Annotated in this window: 29 protein-coding genes; 28 read left to right on the forward strand and 1 reads right to left on the reverse strand. The window is 54.3% G+C overall.

The window, feature by feature from the left end; translation table 11 throughout:
* Positions 1-410 precede the first annotated feature (410 nt).
* The 25 genes from BLU70_RS14450 (at position 411) to BLU70_RS13240 (ending at position 24,162) form a co-directional block, all read left to right on the forward strand.
* A complete protein-coding gene (locus BLU70_RS14450; RefSeq protein ID WP_143027547.1) occupies positions 411-1,220 on the forward strand; it encodes a hypothetical protein in 810 nt (269 codons plus the stop codon).
* Positions 1,221-1,679: 459 nt separating this feature from the next.
* A complete protein-coding gene (locus tag BLU70_RS13125) occupies positions 1,680-3,794 on the forward strand; it encodes an ATP-dependent helicase (protein WP_074693749.1) in 2,115 nt (704 codons plus the stop codon).
* Positions 3,795-4,008: 214 nt separating this feature from the next.
* On the forward strand, positions 4,009-4,284 hold the full coding sequence (locus tag BLU70_RS13130; protein ID WP_074693750.1) for an HU family DNA-binding protein: 276 nt from the start codon (positions 4,009-4,011) through the stop codon (positions 4,282-4,284).
* A gap of 127 nt (positions 4,285-4,411) precedes the next feature.
* Entirely contained in the window at positions 4,412-6,157 is a 1,746-nt protein-coding gene (locus tag BLU70_RS13135; RefSeq protein WP_074693751.1) for a DEAD/DEAH box helicase, read from the forward strand.
* Positions 6,158-6,424: 267 nt separating this feature from the next.
* A complete protein-coding gene (locus BLU70_RS13140; RefSeq protein ID WP_074693752.1) occupies positions 6,425-6,967 on the forward strand; it encodes a hypothetical protein in 543 nt (180 codons plus the stop codon).
* 605 nt (positions 6,968-7,572) lie between these two features.
* Positions 7,573-8,331 (forward strand): metal-dependent hydrolase, encoded by a 759-nt coding sequence (locus BLU70_RS13150; protein WP_074693753.1) that lies wholly within the window; start codon positions 7,573-7,575, stop codon positions 8,329-8,331.
* Positions 8,332-8,474: 143 nt separating this feature from the next.
* Positions 8,475-11,006 (forward strand): TraM recognition domain-containing protein, encoded by a 2,532-nt coding sequence (locus BLU70_RS13155; protein ID WP_074693754.1) that lies wholly within the window; start codon positions 8,475-8,477, stop codon positions 11,004-11,006.
* Positions 11,007-11,081: 75 nt separating this feature from the next.
* On the forward strand, positions 11,082-11,900 hold the full coding sequence (locus tag BLU70_RS13160) for a hypothetical protein (RefSeq protein ID WP_083341309.1): 819 nt from the start codon (positions 11,082-11,084) through the stop codon (positions 11,898-11,900).
* A gap of 846 nt (positions 11,901-12,746) precedes the next feature.
* On the forward strand, positions 12,747-13,256 hold the full coding sequence (locus BLU70_RS13165) for a CHC2 zinc finger domain-containing protein (protein WP_074693755.1): 510 nt from the start codon (positions 12,747-12,749) through the stop codon (positions 13,254-13,256).
* 4 nt (positions 13,257-13,260) lie between these two features.
* Positions 13,261-13,491: a hypothetical protein gene (locus tag BLU70_RS13170; RefSeq protein WP_074693756.1), complete on the forward strand. Its 231-nt coding sequence runs from the start codon at positions 13,261-13,263 to the stop codon at positions 13,489-13,491.
* Positions 13,472-13,771, forward strand: a complete 300-nt coding sequence (locus BLU70_RS13175) for a type II toxin-antitoxin system PemK/MazF family toxin (RefSeq protein WP_176780915.1) — start codon at positions 13,472-13,474, stop codon at positions 13,769-13,771. The genes BLU70_RS13170 and BLU70_RS13175 overlap by 20 nt, the downstream gene beginning before the upstream one ends.
* A gap of 83 nt (positions 13,772-13,854) precedes the next feature.
* Positions 13,855-14,706: a hypothetical protein gene (locus BLU70_RS13180; protein ID WP_074693758.1), complete on the forward strand. Its 852-nt coding sequence runs from the start codon at positions 13,855-13,857 to the stop codon at positions 14,704-14,706.
* 32 nt (positions 14,707-14,738) lie between these two features.
* The gene (locus BLU70_RS13185; protein ID WP_074693759.1) at positions 14,739-15,209 is read left to right on the forward strand and encodes a single-stranded DNA-binding protein; all 471 of its coding nucleotides are present in this window, start codon (positions 14,739-14,741) and stop codon (positions 15,207-15,209) included.
* A gap of 80 nt (positions 15,210-15,289) precedes the next feature.
* Positions 15,290-15,661, forward strand: coding sequence for a DUF4258 domain-containing protein (locus BLU70_RS13190; protein ID WP_176780916.1), 372 nt, complete (start codon positions 15,290-15,292; stop codon positions 15,659-15,661).
* A 64-nt stretch (positions 15,662-15,725) separates the two neighbouring features.
* On the forward strand, positions 15,726-16,001 hold the full coding sequence (locus BLU70_RS13195) for a hypothetical protein (protein WP_074693761.1): 276 nt from the start codon (positions 15,726-15,728) through the stop codon (positions 15,999-16,001).
* A 138-nt stretch (positions 16,002-16,139) separates the two neighbouring features.
* Positions 16,140-17,684: an AAA family ATPase gene (locus BLU70_RS13200; protein ID WP_074693762.1), complete on the forward strand. Its 1,545-nt coding sequence runs from the start codon at positions 16,140-16,142 to the stop codon at positions 17,682-17,684.
* 3 nt (positions 17,685-17,687) lie between these two features.
* Positions 17,688-17,852, forward strand: a complete 165-nt coding sequence (locus tag BLU70_RS14675) for a hypothetical protein (protein WP_176780917.1) — start codon at positions 17,688-17,690, stop codon at positions 17,850-17,852.
* Entirely contained in the window at positions 17,830-18,096 is a 267-nt protein-coding gene (locus tag BLU70_RS13205) for a DUF4258 domain-containing protein (protein ID WP_074693763.1), read from the forward strand. Before BLU70_RS14675 ends, BLU70_RS13205 begins: the two co-directional genes overlap by 23 nt.
* 87 nt (positions 18,097-18,183) lie before the next feature.
* Positions 18,184-18,492 (forward strand): LysM peptidoglycan-binding domain-containing protein, encoded by a 309-nt coding sequence (locus BLU70_RS13210; RefSeq protein ID WP_244885218.1) that lies wholly within the window; start codon positions 18,184-18,186, stop codon positions 18,490-18,492.
* On the forward strand, positions 18,489-19,664 hold the full coding sequence (gene dnaN / locus BLU70_RS13215) for a DNA polymerase III subunit beta (protein WP_074693764.1): 1,176 nt from the start codon (positions 18,489-18,491) through the stop codon (positions 19,662-19,664). Before BLU70_RS13210 ends, dnaN begins: the two co-directional genes overlap by 4 nt.
* An 80-nt stretch (positions 19,665-19,744) precedes the next feature.
* Positions 19,745-20,188, forward strand: a complete 444-nt coding sequence (locus BLU70_RS13220; protein WP_074693765.1) for a JAB domain-containing protein — start codon at positions 19,745-19,747, stop codon at positions 20,186-20,188.
* A gap of 112 nt (positions 20,189-20,300) precedes the next feature.
* Complete coding sequence (locus BLU70_RS13225; protein WP_074693766.1) at positions 20,301-21,155, forward strand: ArdC family protein; 855 nt, start codon at positions 20,301-20,303, stop codon at positions 21,153-21,155.
* A gap of 179 nt (positions 21,156-21,334) precedes the next feature.
* A complete protein-coding gene (locus BLU70_RS13230; RefSeq protein ID WP_074693767.1) occupies positions 21,335-21,766 on the forward strand; it encodes a hypothetical protein in 432 nt (143 codons plus the stop codon).
* The gene (locus BLU70_RS13235) at positions 21,763-23,292 is read left to right on the forward strand and encodes a PcfJ domain-containing protein (protein WP_074693768.1); all 1,530 of its coding nucleotides are present in this window, start codon (positions 21,763-21,765) and stop codon (positions 23,290-23,292) included. Before BLU70_RS13230 ends, BLU70_RS13235 begins: the two co-directional genes overlap by 4 nt.
* 60 nt (positions 23,293-23,352) lie before the next feature.
* Positions 23,353-24,162, forward strand: a complete 810-nt coding sequence (locus BLU70_RS13240) for an RpnC/YadD family protein (protein WP_074693769.1) — start codon at positions 23,353-23,355, stop codon at positions 24,160-24,162.
* Between the two features lie 49 nt (positions 24,163-24,211).
* Here the strand turns inward: BLU70_RS13240 and BLU70_RS13245 are convergent, their stop codons facing one another.
* Positions 24,212-24,934, reverse strand: coding sequence for a hypothetical protein (locus BLU70_RS13245; protein WP_074693770.1), 723 nt, complete (start codon positions 24,932-24,934; stop codon positions 24,212-24,214).
* A 209-nt stretch (positions 24,935-25,143) separates the two neighbouring features.
* Here BLU70_RS13245 and BLU70_RS13250 point away from each other — a divergent pair, with 209 nt between their 5' ends.
* The 3 genes from BLU70_RS13250 to BLU70_RS13260 are packed head-to-tail and all read left to right on the forward strand — an operon-like array spanning position 25,144 to position 26,810.
* A complete protein-coding gene (locus BLU70_RS13250) occupies positions 25,144-25,434 on the forward strand; it encodes an AbrB/MazE/SpoVT family DNA-binding domain-containing protein (protein ID WP_074693771.1) in 291 nt (96 codons plus the stop codon).
* Entirely contained in the window at positions 25,415-25,831 is a 417-nt protein-coding gene (locus BLU70_RS13255) for a PIN domain-containing protein (RefSeq protein ID WP_074693772.1), read from the forward strand. Before BLU70_RS13250 ends, BLU70_RS13255 begins: the two co-directional genes overlap by 20 nt.
* On the forward strand, positions 25,809-26,810 hold the full coding sequence (locus BLU70_RS13260; protein WP_244885219.1) for a site-specific integrase: 1,002 nt from the start codon (positions 25,809-25,811) through the stop codon (positions 26,808-26,810). Before BLU70_RS13255 ends, BLU70_RS13260 begins: the two co-directional genes overlap by 23 nt.
* The last annotated feature ends 103 nt before the right edge of the window (positions 26,811-26,913 follow it).

Raw genomic sequence — 26,913 nt, forward strand, 5'->3', positions numbered from 1 at the left:
CTCCTCATGTTGGGAGGTGAACTCTACAAGCAACGTGGGAAATGGGGACAAGCCGAGACGTACTTGTTGCAAGCTGTAGAAGCATTACGGGCTTGCGGAAGTGAATTGGCCAATCACGTATTACGCGAACTTCAACGGCTTCCTAGAGAGTAGTAGTACCGTATCCGGTCTTCACCGAGAGGAGGTGAAGTGACATGAAGAAGCTTGTGCTGAGCGGATGCCTGGTTGTTGCAACCATGTTGGGGTTGACTACGCTGAAACCAGCTGATGGAGTGATTCCCCCTGTCTTAAGCCTTACTATACAAAGCACTCCACTCTAACATCCAGATTTATCTTGTAAAAGAGATGCGCTGATAAGAGAAAAACTATTAAATGCATCGACCTATCAAACGCAGAAGGAGAGGATAAATGTGTACGCACTAGTTATGGGTGTTGCATCCAGTGTTATACCGTTATTGAGCACGATTCAAACCCCAACCCCAAATCAAGCTTCTGTAGTTAATGAAGAACTCGGAATTATTAGATCCATAGATAGCCAGCTTGAGAAACAAAATGCTACATCGGATTTAGCGAATCAACAAAATTATTTGTTGTCCCTTCAAGAAGAATCTCAATCTCCTCAGTTCCAAAAACAACTTACGCAAAGTTGGTTAAGTAGCCACGGATATAGTACAGAAGCATTGAATACAAGTAACCCAAATGGAATTTCGATCCCGGTTGGCTCCATAAATGTAGTAACAACCTACAGTGCAGGAACCAATATCTATTGGGATGATACAACCTCCAAATGGGCAGCAGACTTGTCAATTGCCTATACCATCGCAGATGATATAGCGAGTTATTGGATGGGGACTGTAGGGGGGATTGTTAACAACGTCGCTAATTTAGTTATGGTTCCACTGACCGCAAGTCAACCTGTATCGTCTCAGTTGTATCACACATATAGTTATGGATACAAAAATGTTTATGTATACACTGGAGGATCATGGTGGTTGGCACTGACGTTAGAAGACCGTGAGTGGTACAGACATGCTGTAGTATCATATGTACCTCAAGGTTCTACCGCAGCATTCGGTACTGTCTACAATTATGTTCCCTCTAACGGGTATGGGCCCTTTCATGTTGATTACTCTTATTATTGGAACGATCAATCCGAAATGGATCAGATAGCAGAACAGGATTATCAAGAAGGTATATATCGAGTCTATTCATGGACATAGGAGGAAGTAAAAGTATATGAACAAACTTCATCATCATAAAGTGATTTGTTCTTATTGTGGTGACGAGATCTCCTCAAGAGGAGATCTCGTCACATTGCTTTCTTTTCCTCAAATAGTAGATGCAGTCCATACGCGGTGTTATGGAGAACTTTCAATGAAGAGAACTGGACCGAGATTACCACTCAATTCTATTGGAATGATTTGGATTATTGTTCTTTCTGACCTTGCGTGTTTTATCCTTTTTGTGTCAAAACAATTTGATTTTGTTTTTATCTTAGTCGGATGTATAGCCCCATTGGCCAGGATTATTTCTTGGTTAATGATTGAAAGAAAATTAAAACCATAATCTAGCCCGTAGAAGGTTGTTTTGTGTGTATATTGGCCTAAACTTGGCGCAACTCTTCGTCTCTCACGCGCTATCCTTTCCCTAAAGGAGGCGCGTGAGGAGGCGCGTGGGACATGGATACGCAGTGCATCGAAGTTCGCTGTGGCAGTGCTCGTCATCACCTGTCCTATGAGGACTTGTTTTCTTCCGAAGTTCAAGACTTGCTCGCCGAATGTTACGAGCTCGGCGCGAACGTGCGCTGTCTCTGCAACCTCGACCGTCCAGTCCCCATGCATCTGCGCCGCGTTCGCATCCGCCCTCCGACGTACACCCTCGTGACCAATCCCTATGGGATTCATCACCCTGACTGTCCGCGGTTTCGCCAATCACGTCATCCAAGCACGTCTCACAAAACGCGTGACGCACAAGCCGTCGAAACTACGCCAAATCACATCGAAGAATGGCTTCCGCATAGGAGGATATTTGTGCCCACCCTAGATCAGCTGAACGACGCACAACGAGAAGCTGCAACGCACAAAAGCGGCCCTTGCATGGTTGTCGCCGCGGCCGGATCCGGAAAGACCGCCATGCTCATCGCGCGTATTCAGTACCTCATTGACCAGGGTGTCAAGCCAGGGGACATCCTCGCGTGCACCTTCACGCGCAAGGCCGCACAGGAGATGACCGACCGTCTGCTTGCCGCCGTGGGCGAACGGGGGAAGGCCGTGACCATCGGGACGATTCATTCGGTCGCATATCGCATGGTCACGCCGGAACTCGGGGAAGACTGGCGCGTGTTGTCGGACCCCACGTGGATGATCGAACGCGTGCTTGATGAGCCAAGTGGCAAGAATCCGCACGGCGTCGGGCCCGTGATGAAGCTAGGCGAGGCCATCTCCGCCATCGCCAAGGCCAAGGCGGACGCGCTCAGCCCACGTCAAGTGTCGGACCCTTTAGCCAAAGTCTACGCGGCGTACGAAGCTTTGAAAGCCGAGCGTAAGGTCCTGGACTTCGAGGACATGATCCTGCACGCGATTCGCCTGTTCCGTTCCGACGAAGCGTTCGCCAAGCGGTGGCGTCAGCGTTGGCGATACGTCATGGTGGACGAGTTTCAGGACACCAACACGGCACAGTGGCTGTTTTTGCTGGAATTGGTGCAGCGAACGCAAAACCTGTTTGTCGTGGGTGACGATTGGCAATCGATTTACGGCTTCCGAGGGGCGCGGCCTGGTCTGACGGCCGAATTTATGCGCCGCTTTCCGCAGGCCAAGAAGGTGTTTCTCACGGTGAATTACCGTTCGCACGATGTCATCGTCGACCTGGGCAACCGTGTGATTTCACTCAATCAGGGTCACCAGATACCGAAACGCGTTGTCGCGCATCGTGAGATGTCGGAACATGCAGTCACACAAGTGGTCACGGTGAAGACTGAAACGGAAGAGGCGCAATTTGTAGCCGACGAGCTCCTGCGATTGCGACAATCGGGGGCACCGTGGAACGAATACGCCGTCTTATATCGGACGAACATCCAGTCTCGACTCTACGAAGAAGCGCTCGCAGACCGGGGTATCCCATACCACGTGGTGGGCGACACGCATTTTTACGAGAGCAAAGACGTGAAGGTCATTCTGGACTACCTTCGGACGACACAGGACACATCCGATCCTATGGTTTGGAGCCAGTTGCTCAATCGCCCCAAGCGATTCATCCCAATCGACGTGGTACACGAAGTGCAACAGGGCGGATGGGAGGCTGTCGTGAGTCATCCGAAGTGTCGCTCGTTCGTGGAAACCATCGACACACTGCGGCGTATAGAGGAACCGGCAAAGGCGATACAATGGTTGGTAGACAAGCATCCGGGTCTCATCCGCCAACAAGACGAGGACGAGCCCATCAAGTGGGTGGATTCGCTCATCGCGTCGGCGTCCAGGTACAAAACGGTGTCGTCGTTTTTGCGTTTCGTCGATTGGATCATCGAGAAGTCGAAAGAACCCAAAGACGATGCCGTGCAGCTGATGACCATCCATAAGAGCAAGGGCCTCGAATGGACAACGGTGTTCGTGGCAGGGCTTGCGGAGGGGATTCTGCCGCACAAAAAGTCACTCACAGGCGAGGCGTTGCGGGAAGAAACGCGTTTGTGCTACGTCGCCATCACTCGAGCACGCGAGAACCTGTATCTACTTGCCGCCAAGTGGTACGGCGACAAGGAACGGGAGTTGTCACGGTTTGTGACCGCTCTGCAATCATAAGAAGGAGGCAAGTTCGTCATGTGGTGGACATGGCTCATCATCGGATGTGTTGCGCTTGGCATCGTTCAAATCAACCGGGTGTTCAAAGCCAAGACGAAGGAGCTGGAACAGCGTATACACCACTAAATTCGCATCCAAAATCGTCAACGTCGCAACTGCAAACCTGATAATCTAGGTGTGCACTGAACATTTCCATGAGGAGGACAAGCTAGTTATGAACAAATCGGAGTTAGCACGTCATGCGGCACAAAAATCAGGCCTGACGCTCAAACAGGGCGAAGAGGTTGTCAACGCGATTTTCGATACGATCGCTGAGGCACTGGAATCCGGCGAGAAGGTGCAAATCCTTGGTTTCGGCACGTTTGAAGTGAAAGACCGGGCTGAGCGTACGGCGCGCAACCCGCGCACGGGCGAGACCATCGTCGTTCCGCAACGGCGTGCGACGACGTTCAAAGCAGGCGCGGATCTCAAGCAAGCCGTGCAATCCTGAGTGCACAGGGGCGATGTCCCTGTGCTGACAGCGCAAGTGTAGAGCAAAAAAGAAGAGAAAAACTCGGAAAACAGGGGTTAGGTGCGCTGTCAGCAGAGGAACATCAAAACAAGCGAGGTGGTTCAAGATGGCTATCCAACTTCGTCCGTACCAGCAAGCGGCGGTGGATGCTTTCTTTGCAGCATTACCTGAGCATCGTAGACAACTCATCGCGTTGCCGACAGGCGCGGGCAAGACGATTGTGTTCGGCGCAACAGCACGTCGTTTCTATGAAGAGGTGGCGCGGGACAAGCCGATTCTCGTCATCGCACACCGCACCGAATTGCTGGATCAGGCAGAACAGAAGATCCATTTCGTCTGGCCGGATGCGTTCATCGGCCGTATTCAAGGCGCGCGCAATGAACAGCTTGGTGATGTGCTGCTGGCCTCCACGCAAACGCTTGTGGCTGGCCGCAAGATTCCGCAACCCGGCCTCATCATCTATGACGAGTGTCACCACAGCCGGGCAGAGGGCGCACTGGGTGTGCTGGAACGCTTGGGTGTGTTTGAGTCGGATGGCCCGCCGTTGCTTGGCGTAACCGCGACACCTTCGCGTTCAGATCGGACGGAGCTCGGCGACATCTTCGAGCACCTGACGTACGAGCGCACGATTCTCGACATGATCATGGACGGATACCTGTCGGACGTGCGCGGTGTGAAGGTCGAGGTTCCAGGTCTGAATCTTGGCGCGATTCGCACGGTCGGCGGCGACTACAACGCCAAGGACTTGTCGTACGTCATGAACATCGAAGAAGCCTTGGATGCCGTGGTGGACGCGGTCGTCACGCACGCGCCGGGCCGCAAGACGCTCGTGTTCGCCGTGGACGTCAAGCACGCCCACACCCTGGCCGAGTGGTTTCAACAGCGCGGGATCGCCTGTGCCGCCGTGGACGGCTCGATGAAGCCAGAAGAGCGCGGTGCGATTCTCCAAGCGTTTTCCGATAATAAGCTGCGCGTCCTGGTCAATTGTCAAATCCTCACTGAAGGATACGACCAGCCGGACGTGGATGCCGTCGTCATCGCACGCCCCACGCGCTCCCAATCGCTCTACGTGCAGATGGTCGGACGCGCATTGCGCCTGCATCCCGCAAAAACCGACGCGCTTGTGCTCGACCTCACCGGAGCAAGCGACGACAAATCGCTCCAGACGTTCGCGCGTCTGATGCGCACACAGCGGAAGACGGTCGCAAACCAAGCGATAGATCTGGCAAGCAACGACGTGGACGAGCTACCGATGAAGGACGGCGAAAGCGTCAGCGAGTGGCTCACTCGGGTCGCTCAGAAACGCGAGAAGGCCGCGCAAGTGGCGCAGGCGATCAACTTGTTCGCCAACCGAAGCCGCTACCGTTGGCAACAGGTCAAAGAGACCTTCGCGATTTCCTACGGCAACGACGGATGGGCGTATCTGTACCGTGACGGTGACGAGTTTTGGCCTGTGTTGGAGCTGCGCAACGAGAAGTTCATCCCGTTGCACGAACGTGCGTTACCGCTCGAATACGCGCAAGGCGTTGTCGAGGGATTTCTGGCGCTGATGGAGTCGAAAGTCATCGACAAAGAGGCCGACTGGCGCAACGCGCCGATGTCGGACAGGCAAAAGTATGTGCTGGATAAGTACCGCATCCGGTACGACGACACGTGGACGCGCGGGATGGCCGCAGATGCGCTTGGACAACGGTTTGCGGCTAAGCGGGTTCGAGTGCTCCAAAAGAACTTCGACGTGCAGAAGTGGCGTGATGTCTTAGAGCAACCGCACGGGCAAGTATGGCTGGAACAGCGGCTGATGACCTTGCGCGCGCATGCCCAAGCGCGATCGCGAGTGGCGCAAACGAGTTAAATTCAGAAGGTTATTTGAGCTCAATGAGTATTTTGATTTTCTGTATGACATCATGAAGAACAGGCGACGGTGCCCGTCCTACGTGTGGTAGCATACAACATCAATGTTACGCACAAGGAACTGATTTGATCCACGTGTCCAATAGGTACACAAAATTCAAACCATGATATATACTTCTATTCCGAAATAGATAAGCTGTGATAAAAGTCTAGACAACCCCATATATTCATCACAAGGATGGCAGATACCAAAACTAGGAGGTACGGAATGAAACTCCGAACGGTTGTCGTGTCTAGCGTTATTAGTCTAGTAATTGGCGGTTTTATTGGCTATTTATCTGTTAAAAGAGTGTCAACAAACAATGAACAAAACGATGTAAATTCGGCGTTTCAGAATGCCTTTGTTAGTTTGCAAATGGCGTCTAGTTTAGCAAACAAAACTGATTTCAAAGTACCTAATTCTCAATCGGTAATTCACATTAAAGAGTATATTGCAAATGCAGCAGGATTGATAGATGGGGTATCCTGGGAAGTGCAGAGGTGTACAACGGTTCCTCAATCCCGTCTTGACATATTAAGTTCTGCACTTTCGTTTGTTGGCCAAGTGTTCTTCCAAATCGATACTACATCATCTTACAAAAACACATCACCAGAAACAAAAGCCTCAATTCAGTGGATTAATCAACTCACGCAAGATTTTCAGTCAAGCCGCCCTGATTTTGCCAGGAATATGCCGAATATAGTAAATAAAGCAATTGCTCAATATAAATCATATTCGGATGTTCCAGGTTGGAATACAGTGTATCAATAAGCGTTAGATATACGATAAGGAGAGGGCTTCCCCTCTCCTATTTTTAAATGATTATTGATTGACTGTCCAAGGAAAAGTCATCACCTGATTTTGCGCGACTTCTGTACCACCTAGTCCATTACTGGGTCCAGTTGGATCTGCTTGATTAAAGACATTAAATCCGATGTCAACTTCTACTGATGAATTCCCAGTCCCAGCGCCTGTTACATTAACGCCTACAATATTCCAATTGAATTGTTGGTTTGGTGCATTCAAGTAAACTCCATTAGTTGTATACATTTCGGCTGAGTGAGTCTGATCATTTGTGTTTACATCCTCCTGGTCACCAAACGTTGTGACTCCACCGTTGATATACGAACCACCTTGGCGAGGTAAATGTCAAATGGAACCCACATGGCATCCGCCCTCCCGCTGCTTGAAAATGTTCTCATCAAGCAACGTGAGGGTTCTTGTATGCGAGAACACATGTATCATCAGGAGCGTCGCAGACTGTGGCCTAAACTTGGCGCAAAATCTACAAACCCTCGTGATACATTCGCTTCGAGATCGCCTAATGTCACGACTGAGCCTGTGATAACCTGAGCCAGGAGAGGAGAGATGGTCTTATGATGGGTCGTTCCCATATGGCGATTGGCGCGGTCGGGGCGGTCGCAGCCACACCGTTGGTGTTGCATGAGCACTGGGAGTCGTTGCGTGACCTCATCACGCATCCGTGGGCCTCAATGCCACACATCGTCATCATGCAAGCCGCGTTTGTTGCGGCAACAGTGATCGGTGCACTGGTGCCGGATTTAGACCAACAAGACGCCAAACTGACGTACACGCTTGAAATCGTGTTTGGCTTACCTGTCTTGGCCTTGGCCGTCATCGTGATGGTACTCATGCACTGGGCGACGTCGCTCACGGCGTGGGGGATTGCGCTCCTTCTCATGTTCATCTTTGGGGCAGCGCACAACATTACGCGCGTGCTCGGCTTAGGCGCACTCGCGGCCATTTTGCTCGATTTGGCGTACCACCATTGCATGCCGATGGAAGCCGCCGTGTTGCTCGCCGTTTGGATGGTCGCGACGATGCCAGCTAAGCACCGGACATTCACGCACAGCCTGCTTGGCCTCGCCGTGTTTGGCGCCGGGTGCTATTTGAGCGAGCCGGCGCTGAATCACTTGCACTTGGGGGTTGTGGCGTACGGGCTCATCGTCGGCTACGCCCTCCACATGGCGGCGGACATCATCGCAGGTGGTGTGCCGCTTTTCTGGCCGTGGGGGAAGCGGCAAGGCGTGCACCTGATTCAAACACGTGGAGGTGTCGATTACCTCATCGGTGGGATCGCGATTTTCACGTTCGTTGGGCTCGCAATCGTGTGACTAGCACGAATGCGAGCCATCGAGCTAGTTATGAAGCGCGCTCGAATACGCTAACTTTCAAACTCGCATAAAAGACAGCTCATTTACTCGCAAGAAGACTAGCCAAATGGCTAGCTTGTAAGCTCGCAAAGGGGCGCGGATGTATGCCTGGTGTACCCAATGTCATTCGCGCGAGTATCGCGCATTCGTCGCTGTTCCTTATTGTGGTGGGAGCCATCGCTGCGTTTGCACTGTACCGTCTCATCTTTCGCACGCTTGGACGTATGGCGCAGCTTGGTATGCTGGCCGTGCTCGCCGGCGCTGCCTACGGCGCTGTAGGGTTGCATCATGTCATCTCGACGTGGCAGTACCGCATGCTCCATCCAAGCGTACATGCGACACAGAGTACGCCGAGCGCGGGTACAAACAGCAACCAGATCATCAATCCGCTCACATCCGGCACAGGGCCGAGTCTCCCGATGTCCGAACTGAACGCCACAAACCCGCTCGTGCACGAAAATGCGTGGGTCATTGCATTGGTGCTGGTCATCGCTGTGTTGGGTACACTCGCGTATCTCGTGTATCGCGGGATGTCACCGAGGACGCGTGCACAGTGGTTGCAACGCATGCAGACCTCCGGTGGGTATCGTGTGCGGAAACAGCGCGAAGACGATCCGAACAAGTTTGAACTCGTCGGCATTGAAGTGGGCGTGCGCAAGGATAACGGTCGTTCCATCACGATTGAGGGCAAAGACCGCTTCATCAACACGCTCGTGCTCGGGAGCACAGGGACGGGAAAAACAAGCCGGCTTCTGCTCAAAGGCGTATACCAAGACATTCTTTCTATCTCAGCCGGCGTGCCCGTGGACGTCATGGTCGTCGATCCAGACGGCGGGTTCGCGCAAGGTGCCGTGAACATGGCCAAGCGCCTGGGTGTGCAGACCGACATCATGGATTTACGCGGTGCCATGACAAGTACCGTGTCATTTAGCCCGTTTGGCGGCGAAATTGCGGATATTATCGACAACGTGCGTGCCGCGCTCCAAGAGAAGATGGGCAAGCAGGATGGATTCTTTCAGAACGCACAGGATGACTTGATTCGCACCGTGATCCAGGTTCAGGTGCCGCTGTGGCCTGAATCGGACTTCTTGCAGTTTGCCGATCTCGTCACCGACCCGCTTCACTTCCGCGCCATTTGTAGCATGGTGCAAGACTGTGCGGCACAAGAAGCGGGGACAGCGAAGAAAAAGCGCAAGAGCGAGATGGACGAGGCCATGGGTATGTGGGAGCACGAGCGACCGGATGTCGAAGCCCGGTTTCATCGCCTGACGCCACACGAAAAGAGCATGGTGTTATCTGCGGCGCGGTCATTCCTCATGGACACCGCGACTGAGCAAAAGCTGGAGAAGTTGGAGACCATCACGAAGGGCCTCAAGATCGTCGTCAACGAGTTGGCGACGAACCCGCGCCTACGGGAAGTGTTCAAAACGGACGAACTACCGCCGTTTGACTTTCAAGGCTTTCTCGCGGCGGGCAAGGACAAGCCGGGACGCCTGGTTGTCGTCGTGACGGGCAACCGGCCGGCAGGAAAACTGTTCGGCAAGCTGTTCCTCGTCACACTCAAGATGTACGCGCTCGAACGTGGAGGAACCGAGGACACGCGTCGGCCTGTGTATCTCTACGTCGACGAATTTGCCGTCTACGGCACGGAGTCATTCACCGAGATGTTTTCCCAAGCGCGCAAATATCGTGTGGGCATGATGCTCGCCATCCAAGCGCGTGCACAGCTGCTCGATGTCAGCAAGAAGTTCATGGACGTCGTGGAGGGGAGTTGTCGCAACAAAGTCTACTTCCCTGCGCCATCTCCAGACGACGCACGCTTTCTGGAACACGCGCTGGGCTCCGTCAAAAACATTCGGGAGACCTACTCGGAAAATAAGCTCAGTTGGTTCTGGTTCGACAATCGCAACCTCGACCGCAGGGTCAGTACGCAGGAGACCATTGACCCACGGTATCGCTTGGAGGATATCGCGTTTGGGCTAAGCAAGGACGAGGCCATCTTCGCCATGACCGTGGACAACCAGGTGCAGCCTCCGTGCGTGGGAATCACGTCCTATGCGGATGAGTGGGTGAAACAACGTAGCGGTTTCTTCGATGTGGCAGACAAAGCATCACGCACGAAGTTGAACTGGCCCAAGCGGAAACAGGCGTCTGTTGAAGAATCAGTTCGCAACGAATCGACTGCACAAGCCGAATTCGAATCTCGTGCCGAGGTTCCCGTAGCTACCGTCGCAACCCCTTCGTCTGTGGTACGCCCCACAGCGGATCGGTACGCGACGATTGCGGTTGACACATTGCGTAGCGCGATAAGGCAGGATGTTCAGACGAACACGCCGGAGGGTAAACCGCAGAACGTCACACAAGAGCGCACACAAGACAACAAACGCACAGACATCGACGCGAATCTGAAGCTCGTGACGAGCGATACGACGCCTTCTCAGGAGACGGCGAAACCTGAAGCGGATACACCGCAAACGAGCGTTCCAGATGAACATCCAGAGGTTGTCCGCATTGACTTGAGAACGCAGAGACAACCAAGGCGGTGCCCGCAATGCGACGAAGCCGAGCTCGCCTTGACACCGGATGAGCGCAAATGGCGGTGTCCGAAGTGCGGCTTTGAACGCAAGAATCGTTGATGGCGTAAAGTTGGCGCAAATTATCCGACTAGGCGTGTTACGTTTCCAGTAAACGTCCGAATGGGAGTGATCGACATGGATAGCGCAGTGTATGTGAACACCTTTGCCGAAGGCGCGGAAGTGGGAGAACCACAATTCATCGCACGTGACCAACTGCCGCTCATCGCTCGTACCTGGCAACGAAGCGGGGCCGTGGCACACTACAAGCTCTTCGGTGTGCAGACACTGACGTGGCAGGGCGAGAAAAAGACGTTCCTGATTGGTGACATCGGGAGTGCCAAGGTCATGCTGCCGACGGAACCCGACTTCTCCGGCCTTGGGGAACGCGAGAACCCGGAACGTCTGCTGGATCACCGCATCGCGGCGGTCATCGAATCGTACGACTTTCAGGACGAGGCTAACCCAGTGCTCGTGCTCAACCGCAAGAAGGCCTTAGAGCGCTTGCAAGAGATCAACGCTCGTCGCACAGCGCGTGGGCAACGAGCGTACGGCGTGATTCAAGGCATGACGCGCGGTGGGTATCGGCTGAACGTTGCAGGATATTTTGCACTGATGCCACGTGTATGGTACGACTGGGATTCAATGAAAGTGGGTTCAGTCGGTGAAGGCTTTGATGTGGAAATCGTGGACACCCGTCCGGCCGGGCTTGTGGTGTCTCGCCGAAATCTCGTGGAGAACCCGTTTAACGAGTTTAAAGACAGGCTCACAAAGGGCAGCCGTGTGCGGGTGAAAATCACGAACGTTTATCGCAACATGTTCAAGGGTGAAGTTCGACCGGGTATCCGCGTTCGGATTTACACTCCGACGATGTATCGGCTCCTGCAAATCGGCCAAGAAGTGATGGTGGAAATCCGAGGACACGATGAACGCGAATTCTTCGGCACTTTCATCTGAGCCCTGCTTCGGCGGGGCCTTTTCCAAGCTTGACAACGAAACTCCGTATATTCAGAATGGTGGTGTAGTCAATTCCCCATGGAAAAGCTCACGAAAGTGAGTTCCGCTCGTACAAGGATGACGAGTGGGGCACGTGGGTGGAGGCAGCAGGGTTTAAATAGTATCGCCCGCCTTGCTGTTCGGAGTCCGCGAAGAAATGACGAAGTACCGAAAAAGGGAAGAAGTCATGGAGTAGCGGAACCCCTCCAGCGCACCCCTGAGAAAGCGCCGTGCCTAACGAATGGGTGAGCCCGCTGACGTCCGTTTTGGATGTCCCCATACAACCTGACTGCACCGGGTAGACGACGTGACAGAGCTTGTACGGCAGGGTGAGTCCGGTGAGACGCGTAGGGGCAAGCGTCAACAATGTCCGGCGAATGATTTAGGATGCGTACCGACCATGCATGCAACAGCGCATGGAGCGCGTCCATGAACGTGGGGGAAAGTCCTCACGCAGGCCGAAGGGCCGAAGTGTGTGTAGCGCGAAGAAGCGATGGAGTACCGATGGAGTAGCTATGCGAAGAAATCGGGAAGAAGTCGTGGAGTAGCGCCAAAGGTCGACGGGATTTGTATGCCGTCGGACGTGTAACCACATATACGCGCACCCTGTGCGCACCGTGCAAGCCACGGAGACACGTGACAAGCTGGTTTGTGCCATGCGAAAGCATGAGCAGGCGAGCTTTTATTCGTGTTTCGGTGGTTTTTTTCATGGGCACGGGGCACGAAAGGAGGCAATGAACCCCTCAATGGGAGCGCGCGCGCCGCGTGAGAATACGCCAAGCGAAAACCAACAAGGAGGTGGGCGTTATGGTGAGCATCGAAGAAGTTGCCGAGCGTAACGGCCTCGTGTTGTACCCGACGTCCCGACCTGGCCAATGGAAGGCCCATTGCCCGGTATGCGGGGACAAGGGCCGCGACTTCCATCTGTACGTGTCCAGTGTCAAGGACACGTTTTACTGCCACAAGTGCGGTGCCAAAGGCGGCGCCGTAGCATTTCACGCTTGGCTTCTCGGCATCAGCTTCAACGAAGCCAAAGCGGATCTGTACCCGCAAGGCACGCACAAGCGACACCGGCACCCCGCAGAACGGCTCACCGCCGCCCAACTCGCGGAGCTTGGCTTCACGACGCACAAGCCATGGCGCATGCCAAAAGGCGTAAATCCCCTCGAATGGCGTCGCCAACGCAAGGTCATGCTCGATTGGGTGTGGGAAGAATGGCAAGCACATCAACGTTTCGAGCGCGAGCAGACCGAGCGGTTGATGCAACTGCTCACGAACGCAAGCCAGTCGCCTCTCGAACAATCGACAGGAGCGTGACGACGTGAAGCAATTAACCCAGCTTCCCAAATGCGCCCCGTGTTACAATGCAAACACGGAGGTGCTCGTCGTGGAAAAGAAGGAATTTAACAAGCAACCGATCATTCTCGGCGATGAATTTCGCTTTTTACTGAACGAGGATGATGACATCTACGATGAGACATTCGGACACCTATTCAGACCGAACGAGCGTGAGTCGAGGTCAGATTTTCCTGATGAAGGTTCAGTTCAGTGATCTGAGCGGCGAGAAGATTCGCCCTGTGGTCGTCATCGGAACAGATGACCAAGATGATGATGTGACCGTCGTCTTTGTGACATCATCACCGCCACGAATCCGTTTCGATGTGCGTGTCGCAGAGTGGTCATTGGCTGGACTGCTCAAGCCTTCGACCGCACGCGCCTCAAAATTCCTCACCGTCCACCCAGGACGATTCCTCAAACAACTCGGAACCCTTTCGGACTTCGATTTTCAAGCTGTCATGGCAGCTGCAAGATCGTATCATTCACTTTCCTAAACCGCCAAAAAGCCAGCTATCCATGTGTTTACACAAAGCATATGGACGAGCGCTTGATAGCGTGACATAAGGAGGGCATTCTTATGGCGCTGCCAGAACGCCAACTCCCCCGTGCAGTCGGCGGCGGAGTCAACATGGTCATGGACTTTGGTGCACTCCGACAACGCTTGGAAGAGTTGCGCCAATTCGTCAAAGAGTACATGGTGCCCGGTGAAGACTACGGGATCATCGGCGATAGCAAGCCCACCTTGTTCAAGCCCGGCGCCGAAAAGTTGTGCGATGTCTATGGATTAAGTGCTGGAGAAGCCCACATCGAATTCACGCGCGACGATACGAAAAATCCCATCTATATCAGCTATCGCGTATCCCTGCCCCTCATCAGCCGCACCGACGGCAAGATTATCATGGTGGGTGTGGGGTCAGCGAATTCATGGGAGAAGAAGTATCGTTGGCGCTGGGTCACTGAGCGTGATTTGCCTCCGGACTTATCCAAGGACAACCTCAAACAAGCCACCTTCGATGGTCGATACGGTTCGTACATCAAGTACCGTATCCCCAACGACGAAATCGACGACCTCGATAATACACTCCTGAAAATGGCCAAAAAACGGGCGCTCATTGATGCTGTGTTGTCGGCAACACGATCGAGCGCACTGTTCACGCAAGACATTGAAGACCTGGAAGAGATGACAGTTCGTCAGCCGGAATCTGTTGACCGCCGGCAACGAACGCAACCCGACCGGTCGAATGGAAGCCCGGACATCTCCCAGGCTCAAAAGAATCTCATCCTCCGTAAAGCCCAGGAACGCGGCATGGATACGGAGGAGTTGAACGCGTTCGTGTATCAGGCGACAGGGAAGAGTGAACTCGACATGTTGACGAAGCAAGAAGCGAGTAAGCTCATCGACCTCCTTGCCCCTGCTAAGACTCGTTAACGCCTAAGCCCAAGTGAAGGGACGAATGAATCGTGCTCAATCGCGTGATTTTAATCGGCCGTCTCACGGCTGATCCTGAACTGCGCTATACGAACAACGGCACCGCCGTGACATCGTTCACGCTCGCAGTGGATCGGATGCGCTCGAACGCAAACGGCGAACGACAGACCGACTTCATTAACATCGTGGTCTGGCAAAAGCAGGCCGAAGTCGTGGCTCAATATCTGCAAAAGGGCAGAATGGCCGCGGTGGACGGTCGCCTCCAGATTCGCACGTATGAAAATCGTGATGGACAAAAGGTACGCGTGGCAGAGGTCGTAGCCGAGGGCGTTCGATTTTTGGATCGTGGAGAGGGTGGAAACAGCGCGAAATCCGCGCCTACCGCTCCATCCGCGAAAAACAGCCCTCCATCGGCTCCGTCCAAGCGACAAGACTTTGATCCATACGACGATCCGTTCGCGGACGATTTGCCGCCTGAGTTTGACGAAGAATTGCCGTTCTAATCGTTCATCGGAAGGAGGGGCGCCCCTCTCGTTCAACTGGCGAGAGGGGAACCTCTTGGCCGTGTTGGACGATGGGCATCGTGTTGTCTCAGCGCTGGCAACATCTATGGGATGAACTATCTGACATCCTGGCTCGCCAACTCATTCAGAAACGAGTGAGATGGTCGGATCACGCTAAAGAACAGATGTGTGACCGAAACATTTCGAAGCAAAGCGTGCAGTATGTAGTTACTCGAAATGTGGCAAACGAGATGTACGGTGCATATGAGTACCCGCACGGCCCACATCCATATGCGAATCCAGATCCGGTGTTCTCCATCACCGGGAAAGACGTTTCTGGACGTTGGGTCACCGTGGCCGTCGCTGTACAAAATCGGAATGGGAAAATCTCCTTCACGATTGTAACGGTACTAGAACCCAGCCCGCACAGTCGCCATCGAAAGCAACCCTGAGGCATTCGACGCTGTACTATAATGTGATTCAAATGAATCACTTGGTACGCGGAGGGCCACATACATGGAGGATAAGAAAGTGTTGAAAACCGTAATTCGCAACGGTGTAACTTTTGAAAACTACCCAGTCTATGTGAGCGAAGCCTACGGTGATTCCTATCTCATGAAACACGAGGAATTGGCCGAAGAAATCGCGTCTTGCATTCCGCAAGCATGGCGAAAAGCTGTACGTTTTGACTGCAACCTGATTGCGGAATTCCAGGACGAAAATGACGAGCCGTCGGAAGAGGAACGGCGTATTCTGAACGAACTTGATAGCTGGATGAAACATCATAACTGATGTAGAACATCCACAAAGATAACCCTCACGAAGGCCTGAATTCATCCTGCACGGTGTGCGGGGCTTACTCACACAAGCCCCGGCACCGTCCGTGGGCTTGTGTTGATCCAACACAACTCACGGAAAGGATGATGATGGATGAAAATCCTCTCGATTCAACTGGAGAACTTCCGTTCGTTCACGGAGGCCTCGTTCCAGTTCCACGACACGACCATCATCTCCGGCCACAATGGCGCCGGAAAATCCACACTTGCAGAAGCCGTCGTTTGGTGCCTCTTTGGCACAGATATCGCCGGCCGGCAGAAACAAGATGAAAAGCTCATGCGCTTGGGTGCGAAGCACATGGCGGTCACGGTGACCTGGCTCATCCGTGGGACGCCCGTGGCTATCTCACGCACGCGTGGATCCCGACAGGGTTCCACGGTGCTCGTGAATGGAAAACGCGCGCAGACGGGCCAAATCGAAGGCTGGTTCGGTACGGTGCAAGAATTCCTGTCGGTGTTCGTACCGGGCTACTTTAGCTCGCTCGAACCCAAAGAGGCCAAGGCCGTTCTGTCTCGGTGTGTACCCGATATCCCCAAAGACAATGTGCTTGCACGCATGAATCCCGAGAGCGCAGCGGTGATCCAGCACGATCAGTTCGTCATGGGTCTCGATTCAGTCGATTTCGCAGCCCAAAAGGTGCGACAGGAGATGAAAGAGACCGAAGAAGAACTGCTGCGCTTGGAAGGTCAATGTCAGGCGTATCAAGGCGTCGTGAAGAGGGGAAAACCTGCGCCGTTTGTGCCGAGCATCACTGAGGATGAACGCGGGCGTTACGAAGCCGCCAAGCGAGAACTCATCGAGCGCGAAGCCGCGCACGGGCACCGAAAGGAACGTCTGCGCGACCTGTACGCAAGGCGTGAATCGCTTGGACGGGCGTATCGGGCACTGCGCGACAGCTTGCCCCAAGCGGATACGCACTGCCACACGTGTGGCCAGCCGCTTCCGCAGGATAAGGCGGATCGCATCCTTCAAGAGGTCGAGCGCAAGCGCAAGGCCTCTCTCACGAAGATGAAGGAGATGTTGGAAGAGGGAAACGCGGTCAAGGCCGAGATTGACAAACTCGAATCCCTGCCTGACGACGCATCCCCGAATCCTGAACTCGTTCAATTTGTACAGGCGATGGAAGATCGCCTCAAAGAAGAACACTACCGCAAAGTGGCCTATGACGCACAGCTTCGCGCCTACGAGCAAGCGCGGGAGCATCTGGCGCAGGTGCAAAAAGACATCGAAGTTACCCGCGAGCATCTGCAAGGACTCAAAAAGCGACTCCAAGCTTTGCAGGAGTTCCGCTTCGAGTACCTGCGCGCCCAGCACGATCAGCTGAACGGCCTGTTCCGGCATGTATCCATCCACCTGATGGATGCGAACAAGGAGACGGGCGAGGTTCGCGAGACGTTTCGGATTGAGTGGAAGGGCCGGCCATACCGACTGCTGTCCTACTCCGAAAAGATCCGTTGCGACATCGAGATCGGACGTGCGCTGGCACAAGCGAAGGGCGAAACGATGCCCGTGTACGTCGATAACGCCGAATCCGTGCAACGTCTCATGGAAGAGACGTTCAGTGGTCAAGTGATCGCGGCGTACGTCGCCGATGGGCCACTCACCGTGTCCAAGATGCCAGAGGCGCAGGGGGCGTAAGTCATGCGCCAGATTCCTACGTTCTTTGCATCCGAGGATGATGAACTCGTCCTCCGACAGATTCTCAGACATTACCTCGATGGCACTCTGCCGAGCGTACTGACCGCACACAGGGACGACATCGAGCGATGGGAGCGTGAGCAACATGAAAAGCCTCTACGTGTTTGATCAACACGCCGTGAAACGCATCATCCAGCGACGGTTGCCAGTCGAAGCCGTCGTGCAAATCGCGACGTTCGGCGTGACGGTGCAAGAAAGCAGAAAGCGGCTCATGAAACGCGGCGACGTGTACGGGAAGCCCGTGCATGTGGTCGTGGTCAAGCCGAACACGATCCTGACGGTGTACGTCGCGGACGAGTGGGAAAGCACCATCACGGTGCAACGCTCCCGTCGGCCGGCCTTGGCACATTAACAAATCAACCCCACCCGCCAACCGTGGGTTTCATTACCCTCGGGCGGCGGGGCCCGTGGGTGAAGTTCATCCACGGAGGGATGTTTCGTGAAAATCAAACCATACGCCGGCTGGATGGCGTGTTTCGCTTGCGTCCTCAGTTTGCTCATGCTGCGCTTCGTGCCACCCGTCTTATCGGGCTGGACCGAGGTCATCGTGGCACCTGGGCAAACGCTGTGGTCGCTTGCCGAGAAGTGTCCGGCCAATCCGTGGGATGTGGTGAATGCCATTGCGGCACACAACCACATTTCCGCGGACGAAACCCTACAACCAGGCGAAGTCTTGGAAGTACCGACGAAAGCGTCACCCTTCTGGACTCGGCTGGTTTTTTCATTTGAAGGAGGGAATCACGCATGAAAGCGACGTTTACGAATACTGACCTGGAGAAAATCCTGCGCCAGCTGCTTCGCGTGGTGCCGAACTCGACGAACAAGGTTGTCCTCAAGCATGTGCTGATTGACGCCAAGCGAGAGGAAGATCGCGTCGACTTCTACGCGTCCAGCGAGGACATGTCACTTCGGCGTACACTATTCGCTCAAGCCGCGGAATCAAGTGTGGAAATTGCGCAATCCGGCGCGTGCTTGTTGCCTGCAAAAGAGTTGCATGAAATGGTAAAACGTGCAAATGGGCCGATCACGATGGAGACCCAAAACGACCGTACGGTCATCATGTTTGGCAAGACCAAATACGATCTTGCCGGACTGAATCCGCATCTCTTTACACCATACGGCGATGCCGATGAACAGGTGACAACGGCCACGGTGCTTGCGCCGCATCTGTATCGACTAATTCGGCGCACGAGCTACGCCGCAGCCAAGAGCCTTGCGCGCCCCATTCTCATGGGCGTGCAACTCGCTTTGGCGGGCGGATACTTGTCGGCGGTCGCCACCGACGCACTGCGTTTGGCGCAATACACCGTGCCTTGCGAAGATGTGTTCGGCGGAGACCGGCAGCTAGTCCTCCCGGCGACCGTACTCGATACCCTGGCCGGCGCGCTGCCTGCATCGGACGATGATGAAGAAATCACGTTCACGCTTGGCATCTCATCGTGCACGGTGTCGTGGGGAGATGATGCCTTCAACATGGCCATTCGAGGTCTGGAGGGTATGTACCCCAATACCGCACGACTGATTCCAGAGCGCACGTCCCATCGCGTGGTGGTCGCACGCCAATCGCTGCTCTCAGCGTGCGAACGTGTGGCGATTCTGTCCGAAGCGGGCCATCAACGAGCCGAGTTTCGGTTTACCCCGTCCGGCCTCACCATGTCCGCCACGTCGACGCAATACGGTCACGCCGAGGAAACTCTGGAGACGATCCAAGGCACGAAGGACGATGTGGAGCTCCTGTGCAACGTGAACTATTGGATCGCGGCGCTCAAGGCGTTGGAAGGCGTGCAACAGGTAGAGATTGGTCTCAACGGGCCTATGCAACCGTGCATCTTGCGCCCCGTGGATGAACCCGGTGCAAGCCTGATCGCCACGGTAGCCCGATCTTCTGCGACGATAGAAAACTATTGCCAAGCAAGCTGAACTTCTCGCATAAACCCGTCGCACCGGGTATCAACCTTCTCCACCCGGTGCGTCCGGGTGGGGGTCGGAGGGATTACAACATGTCGTCCATCACCGTCGTCCGAGTAGAACTTGTAAAGGAACGATCACTGAAATATGTAGGTTCGCGGCGAATCCGATGCGCCGAAGACGCGGCGTACATCTTTCGGGAGTACATCGGCAACGCGGACCGTGAAATGTTCGTGACGATCATCCTATCGGCCAAGCACATCATCAATGCGATCAATACCGTTAGTCTCGGGATCCTTGACGCATCCATCGTGCATCCACGGGAAGTCTTTAAACCCGCGATTCTGAGCAATGCCTCATCGGTGATCGTGGGACACAATCATCCAAGCGGGGATCCCGAGCCAAGCCCAGAAGACGTAGCAGTGACACGCCGACTTGTTGATGCGGGGAAAATCCTAGGCATTGATGTTTTGGACCACATTGTCATTGGAGACAAAGACAGGTTTGTGAGTCTCAAGGCAAGAGAATTGCTCTGAGATCTGAAGCCTATGAAACGAAAATGAGGTAATGGAAGCAACGTGCGAAGGGAGGAAGCCCCATCGTCACCACCAGGGGCTCCCCCTTCGGTGATCGAGCGGGACGTGACCCATGAATGAAAAGGTGAAAGCAGCCATGGAACGCTTGGAGCAAGGGCTTGAAACGCTGCTCAACTCCGACGAGTGGCGCAAGTTTCTGCAATTCCAGGCGATGTTTCACCGATACAGCTTTGCCAACACACTGCTGATCATGAACCAGAATCACGACGCGACCTTTGTTGCGGGCTACAACCGGTGGAAGGAACTCGGTCGCTACGTCAAAAAGGGCGAACGCGGCATTGAGATCTTCGCGCCGTTGTTCCGCAAGGCGCGGAAGGCTAATACGGAGGAACATGATCAGGAAAGCGAAGAAACCGTCGAGAAGCACAATACGGACAAAAAACGCGCCTTGTACGGCTACCGCGTCGTGTACGTGTTTGACGTATCGCAGACGGACGGCGAGCCTTTGCCAAGCGTAGAGAGGCCAAAGATTCTCGTTGGGGAGAGCGACCTGTATGCTAAGCTGCAACAGGCATGCCCGTTCCCCGTGGATGAAGTGAGGTCACTAGGCGGTGCGAACGGAGAGTTCAACTTGCGTACACACCAGATTGAGATCGTCCACTCGTTACCCAAGACGCACAAAGCGAAGACGCTCATTCACGAGTGGGCTCACGGTCTGCTACACACGACCGGCCTGCTCACTTCCGCGAACAAACCGTGGATGGAGCTTGAAGCGGAATCGACAGCATTCGTGGTTGCCCACGCGCTTGGGCTGAACACCTCGGACTACTCGTTCGGCTACATCGCCGGTTGGAGTGGAAAAGACGCACTGTCTACTCTCAAGGCGTGCGGCACGAGGATACAGCAAGCGGCGGACAGTATCTTGATGGCGTTGGAAGAACCTCAGGATCTGTGCAAGGCCATCTAAAAAGGAGGTGACCCCACCGTCTTGCATGTTTGAGATGGAGGGAACGCCTCTCATTCCAAAAAATCACGGACGAGCAGATTATGTTGTTCGCGCTGTAATCCTTTACTCAACCCGAGTCACGCGGGGATACACTCACCCATCCCCCGTGACGTCGGGGATGGGAAAAGGAGCGAAACAATATGTACGAAAAGGCTGTAGAGAAAATCACGCTGGAGATGAACGCCAACGAGCACCATCCGTATGTCCAAGTGATAGGACGCTTTTTGTTGGCGCACCTCGAACAGCACCCGGAACACGCAGAAAGGATACTTGCCGAAGGCAAGACCATCCTCAAGAGCCTCGATGCGATGCGTCGATACGCGGAAACGAAGCGCGTGGGCAATGTGGCTGTGATCTCGGACGCAGACGGATTCGGCATCGTCCTCCAATACTTCGAGTGTTGGGACGGCGAGCCGTTTGACATTCCACCCGAGCCACAACCACCTGCACGACCCACGACACCTCCACGCACGGCAACCGCGAAATCCACGACAACAGCCAAACATTCGCATGCTCCGGCTGTGACGCAACTTTCGCTCTTCGACGATGCGGAAGGGGGCGAGGCGCTGTGAGCCACGACTTCTTCGCGCATTTTCCGACACAACCTAGTCAAGCGCTTACCGACTATGCACGTGACGTCGCGTTCCTCCAAAGTCGGTACCTCTTTGTTTGGCGCGACGGGAAGGTGCAAATGGCGTACTGCACGCATTGCCGCGAAACATATCCGCTCGGCGTCGGCAAAGACACCTTTCGGCATAACGACCAAGCGACGTGCCGCCAATGTGGATCGACATGCGTGGTCAAACATCGCGGCCGCGGGCGCAAACACCTGATCGACGTCGCCTACATCGTGTGGTACGAAAAGTCCGTGATAGACCCGCATGTTGTAGTCGCCACGTGGTACTACGCTTGGCGAGATTACTCAGGCGACTACCACAACGTCGAGACCCAGTTTGAACCACGCGCCCGGTACGTTTTCGTGCCGGTTCGTGGTGGCAGCATGATGCGCTTGGACTGGTCCGGCGAGTGGCAACCGCGTCGGAACGTCCATCCGTTGCCCGTCGGGGCCATGGGTTGGCACGCCATCGATGTCTGGTGCTCGCATGAGAGCATCCAAACCGCGGTGGCCGGCACGCCTCTTCAATACAGCGGGTGGGAGACGTATTGCGATCAGTACAACACACTCCTCACCTTCTTCGACCTGGCCTGCCGATACCCGTGCGTCGAGTATCTGACAAAGCTCGGCTTTGGGAATCTGGTCATTGCGAAATTGGAGCGCCAGCGCACGTATGGGGCGATCCACTGGCGCGGCAAAACGATGGAGCAAGTGTTTCGCATGCGACGTGGGGACGTAAACGCCTTCCGCAAGCTGGCGGCTACCATCGAGCCGCTGTCGCTATACAGCTATCACTTGTGGCGTCGGCTCAGCTGGAACGTTTCACCGGATGAGGCGCATTTTCTTAGGCAACTCTGCCAGCCGCACTATTGGCGGCAGATAGAGGCACGAACAACGCTCGCATCCGAGGTGGAGATCGCAAAGTACCTGTTCAAGCAGGTGCGTGCCTCGACGTATCATTCTGTCACCTATGCGCTTATCGAATGGCACGACTATTTGCGACACTGCGAGGAACTTGGCATTCCGCTCACATCCAAGCGCGTTGTGTTCCCGTCGAACCTTCGTGATGTGCACGATAAGATGATGCGACGCGTGCAAATCAAACGTGACGAGGGGCTCAACGAAAAAATCCAAGCTCGTCTGGCCGAGTTGGAGCCGTTCAGCTACACAGACGGACCTTTCTTGATTCGACCCGCTCGCAGCGTGCAGGAGCTCTTCGACGAAGGGAGGGCACTGCATCATTGTGTAGGCAGCTACGCAGCCCGATATGCTTGCGGCGAAACCGACCTATTTGTGATGCGGCTTGTATCCGCCCCGGATACGCCGCTTTGTACCATCGAAATGCAAGGCCACGTCTTGCGCCAGGCGCGCGGCGAGCGAAACCGACCCCTTCACGAGGACGAACAAACCTTCGTGGAACAATTCGTCCGCCATGTGACACATGGTCGCAAGCGTCATCGTCGTCAACCCAAAGCGAGTTAAAAAACCATGGGATTGTCGAGCCCTCAGCAATCCCATATACTGAAAACAAGGAGTGTTTACATGCCGGGTCAAGATACCTTGATGAAGGTGCTCACCCGTTCCCTATCCGGCGGCGCCCTGGATGTCTTGGGCGTGCACGGTGTGGAACTGGCGGAGCCTTTTCCGACGGAGCTTCCCGCCAACACACTGCGCATGGATCGCGTGTGGCGTATGACAAACCAAGATTTGTTTCATCTCGAATTTCAGACGAAGCGCGAATCGACGTTGCATCGGTTTTTGGAATACGACGCCCGCCTGGCAAACGAGCATCGCGTGAGCATTCGCACGGTCGTACTCTACCACGCAAGTGTCACGAACGCGCCGGCTGAACTCGACATCGGCACAGCGCTCTACCGCGTCGAGAATGTGTTTCTATCGCGGCTCGACGGCGAACAGGCGCTGAATGAGGTTGAGCGTCACCTGCGGGCGGGACAATGGGAACCAAGCGACCGCATACGGCTGGGCCTCGCGCTCAACATGCGCTTGGAGAACCAGGAAGAAGCCTTTGAGCGCGTGCGGGAACTCATTCCGCAAGTACCGGATGAGACCGAACGAGATTTGGTAGTCAGTGCAATTCTGGTGCTTGGAGATCAAGGGCTCACAGAGGAACAACGGGTACAACTTCGAAAGGAGCTGAGGAAGGTGTCGAAGTTGGCAGAGGAACTTTATGAAGAAGGGCGTCATGAGGGGCTTCAAGAAGGCATCATGAAGGGTCGAATTGAAATTGCCAGAAATATGCTCCGTAAAGGTGTGGCGATCGAGGACATCGCAGATACCACGGGGCTATCTAAGCAAGAGATCGAAGATCTCATGCGGAAACAATCGCATTAACGAGTCGGCCTGTCAGAAGCATTCACGCTTCGGCAGGCCGACGTTCTTTCTAGACGGAAAACATCTTCTGCCGTATTTCTGGATTGCACACGCAACCAGGCGGATACAGCGCCTCCCGAATGCGCCGCAGACTTCCGGCTTGAAGGTTCATCCGATAGGACTCCTTGATTTTCGTAACGCGCGTATTCCTCGCGCCAAGCGCCACGAGAAAGTCGTGACATTCTGGTACGAGTGGCCCTGTGAGTGTCAGGCGGTATCGGCCTGCCGGGTCGATGCGAAAGTGGCTGTGCGTGTCGATGTAACCGCGTACAAAATCAGCGGTTGGGCGAAAGACCGACTGTGACTCACAAGCATGCTCCAATGCGCACATGAGATCCACGTCGTAGCAGCGCAAATAAAGGCTCGGCTTGCCGCGACTGACGAGCGTGACGGAGGATCGGCGCATAAACGAGCGCAAGATCTCGATTTGTGTGGTATCATCCGACACAAAGCGAAGATACCATCGTCCCCGTCTATCGCGCACGACCTTCGCACGGGACACCAACGCGCCGAAGGGATAGTCCGGGATAGTCGGATACCCGTGGATTGTAAAGTACGCTTGGAAGAACACCTCCAGCACCCGCGACCATGTGCCATGCGTTTGAATCACTTGTTCCGGCGACACGCTTTTCTCTTTGCGATAGATCCGACGATAATCCGACACCTTTGGGAGTCGGCGTTTTTCTTCCCATACTTGTGTAAAAATTTCGAATACAGGGTTATCAGGGTTCATATAGCCAACTCCTCGTGACAAGTGCATCTTGAGTGTATCGGATCAACGGATGGGTTTCTAGGCCAACTTTGCGCCATTTTTTATGTCCGATAATGAAACGTTATTGGACGTAAACTTACATTCCGAACGATGTATGACACCCTCATACGCATGCGCATTAGAGTATAATATTCATACCAATACCTCATGTAAGAAACGAGGCGACGATTGTGATACATATCAGTACCGTTACATCGAAGTATCAAGTCACCATTCCGTTAGAGATTCGTCAGAAGAAAGGGCTAAAAGTAGGGGACAAGGTCATCTTTCAGTACACGGAAGACGGAGATATCCTCATTCGTCCTATCAGAAAGAAAACCGCGAGGGAGCTGGCAGGCTCATTGTATCGCGAAGACACGCCCTATATCCCCATTGAAGAGGCGCGTCGGATTACACAAGAAGAGTTGGCACGTCGTATTGATGAGGAGGGAAAATACTTCGATGAGAACTCTGGTTCTTGATACGAATGTCATCCTTCGGTATCTTTTGCGCGATCACGAAGGAATGTATCAATCCGCGATAAAACTGTTTGACCAAGCGGAACAAGGTGAGTTCACGCTTCATATCGACCCCATGGTGATTGCTGAATGCATTTACGTCTTGACAGGATCGTTGTACCAGCGAAACCGGTCGGATGTTTCTCAAACCTTAGCCGAAATTTTGCTACTCGATGGTGTGACTTGCGAAAACCAAGACTTATTGACTGAAAGTTTGACCTTGTTTTCTGAGCGCAATGTCGATTTTACAGACGCGTATCTCGCATGTCGGAGCCGAGCCATGGGCGCCGGCGTGGCCTCTTTTGATCGAGACTTTTTAAAACTCGGGGTTCAAGTGCATGTTCCAGAGTCTAGGACCTGAAAGCGAGGACATGGAAGTGCTGATTCAGGATGAACCCGCATTTGCGCATGCAAGCCTGACGTCTCTTTCGGCCAGCGCGAATACATACATACGTCAATCGAAGGCAAAAAACACGATCAAGGCCTACCAATCCGACTGGCGCTCGTTCTGCACCTGGTGCGACGAACGCCACTTCTCTTCCCTGCCCGCCGAGCCGCAGACAGTTGCGCTCTACTTGACCGACATGGCTGATCGAGGCTATCGAACCAGTACGATCGGGCGGCATATGATTTCGATTGGGCTCGCCCATCGAACGAAAGGCTTCCCCTCCCCGACTGCTGACGAAACGGTTCGGGCCGTATGGCGCGGCATTCGCAATACGCTTGGCGTAGCACCTCACGGGAAACGTCCTATTTTAGTGGAGGATTTGCGCAGAATGCTTCAACACGTGCCGAACGACCTCATGGGTCTGCGCGACCGTGCACTCCTGCTGATCGGGTTCGCCGGTGCATTCCGACGCTCGGAGATCGTGGCTCTGAATGTCGAGGACGTCGAGTTCGTGCGTGAGGGGCTTGTGATCACCTTGCGCAGGAGCAAGACTGACCAGGAGGGCGAAGGCCGGAAAGTGGGCATCCCCTACGGATCGTTCATCGAGACCTGCCCGGTGCGTGCACTGCAAGCGTGGCTGACCGCGACGGGCATTGAATCCGGGCCACTCTTTCGCCCAGTGAGCAAAGCCCACGATGTCCGCGACGCGCGCCTGTCTGACAAGACTGTGGCGCGCATTGTGAAGAGATATGTTCGACTGATAGGACTCGATCAGCGCCATTATGCTGGACACAGCCTGCGCGCCGGCCTCGCCACATCAGCGGCGATGGTAGGCGTATCGGAGCGAGACATCATGGCACAGACGGGACATAAAAGCCCGATGATGGTGCGGAGATATATCCGAGATAGCAACTTGTTTCGATCAAATGCGGCGGCAAGGATTGGGTTATGATGGTTGTTTAGTATATATGTGTTCCACATTTACTTTGGTATACGTATATAGTGTACCTTTGTTTCACTCCGACCCCTTGATCAGCGTTCCGACTGACTCGCCC

This window comes from Alicyclobacillus hesperidum (assembly GCF_900107035.1).
GTDB classification, from domain to species: domain Bacteria; phylum Bacillota; class Bacilli; order Alicyclobacillales; family Alicyclobacillaceae; genus Alicyclobacillus; species Alicyclobacillus hesperidum.

Coding starts and splice junctions, on each gene's coding strand:
- BLU70_RS13175 (WP_176780915.1), top strand. CDS start 13,472: ATGAAGGTTCAGTTCAGTGATCTGAGCGGCGAGAAGATTCGCCCTGTG.
- BLU70_RS13260 (WP_244885219.1), top strand. CDS start 25,809: ATGTTCCAGAGTCTAGGACCTGAAAGCGAGGACATGGAAGTGCTGATT.
- BLU70_RS13135 (WP_074693751.1), top strand. CDS start 4,412: ATGGCTATCCAACTTCGTCCGTACCAGCAAGCGGCGGTGGATGCTTTC.
- BLU70_RS13140 (WP_074693752.1), top strand. CDS start 6,425: ATGAAACTCCGAACGGTTGTCGTGTCTAGCGTTATTAGTCTAGTAATT.
- BLU70_RS13160 (WP_083341309.1), top strand. CDS start 11,082: ATGGATAGCGCAGTGTATGTGAACACCTTTGCCGAAGGCGCGGAAGTG.
- BLU70_RS13150 (WP_074693753.1), top strand. CDS start 7,573: ATGATGGGTCGTTCCCATATGGCGATTGGCGCGGTCGGGGCGGTCGCA.
- BLU70_RS13180 (WP_074693758.1), top strand. CDS start 13,855: ATGGCGCTGCCAGAACGCCAACTCCCCCGTGCAGTCGGCGGCGGAGTC.
- BLU70_RS13200 (WP_074693762.1), top strand. CDS start 16,140: ATGAAAATCCTCTCGATTCAACTGGAGAACTTCCGTTCGTTCACGGAG.
- BLU70_RS13155 (WP_074693754.1), top strand. CDS start 8,475: ATGCCTGGTGTACCCAATGTCATTCGCGCGAGTATCGCGCATTCGTCG.
- BLU70_RS13130 (WP_074693750.1), top strand. CDS start 4,009: ATGAACAAATCGGAGTTAGCACGTCATGCGGCACAAAAATCAGGCCTG.
- BLU70_RS13220 (WP_074693765.1), top strand. CDS start 19,745: ATGTCGTCCATCACCGTCGTCCGAGTAGAACTTGTAAAGGAACGATCA.
- dnaN (WP_074693764.1), top strand. CDS start 18,489: ATGAAAGCGACGTTTACGAATACTGACCTGGAGAAAATCCTGCGCCAG.
- BLU70_RS13125 (WP_074693749.1), top strand. CDS start 1,680: ATGGATACGCAGTGCATCGAAGTTCGCTGTGGCAGTGCTCGTCATCAC.
- BLU70_RS13240 (WP_074693769.1), top strand. CDS start 23,353: ATGCCGGGTCAAGATACCTTGATGAAGGTGCTCACCCGTTCCCTATCC.
- BLU70_RS13230 (WP_074693767.1), top strand. CDS start 21,335: ATGTACGAAAAGGCTGTAGAGAAAATCACGCTGGAGATGAACGCCAAC.
- BLU70_RS13205 (WP_074693763.1), top strand. CDS start 17,830: ATGAAAAGCCTCTACGTGTTTGATCAACACGCCGTGAAACGCATCATC.
- BLU70_RS14675 (WP_176780917.1), top strand. CDS start 17,688: ATGCGCCAGATTCCTACGTTCTTTGCATCCGAGGATGATGAACTCGTC.
- BLU70_RS13195 (WP_074693761.1), top strand. CDS start 15,726: ATGGAGGATAAGAAAGTGTTGAAAACCGTAATTCGCAACGGTGTAACT.
- BLU70_RS13255 (WP_074693772.1), top strand. CDS start 25,415: ATGAGAACTCTGGTTCTTGATACGAATGTCATCCTTCGGTATCTTTTG.
- BLU70_RS13165 (WP_074693755.1), top strand. CDS start 12,747: ATGGTGAGCATCGAAGAAGTTGCCGAGCGTAACGGCCTCGTGTTGTAC.
- BLU70_RS13225 (WP_074693766.1), top strand. CDS start 20,301: ATGAATGAAAAGGTGAAAGCAGCCATGGAACGCTTGGAGCAAGGGCTT.
- BLU70_RS13245 (WP_074693770.1), bottom strand. CDS start 24,934: ATGAACCCTGATAACCCTGTATTCGAAATTTTTACACAAGTATGGGAA.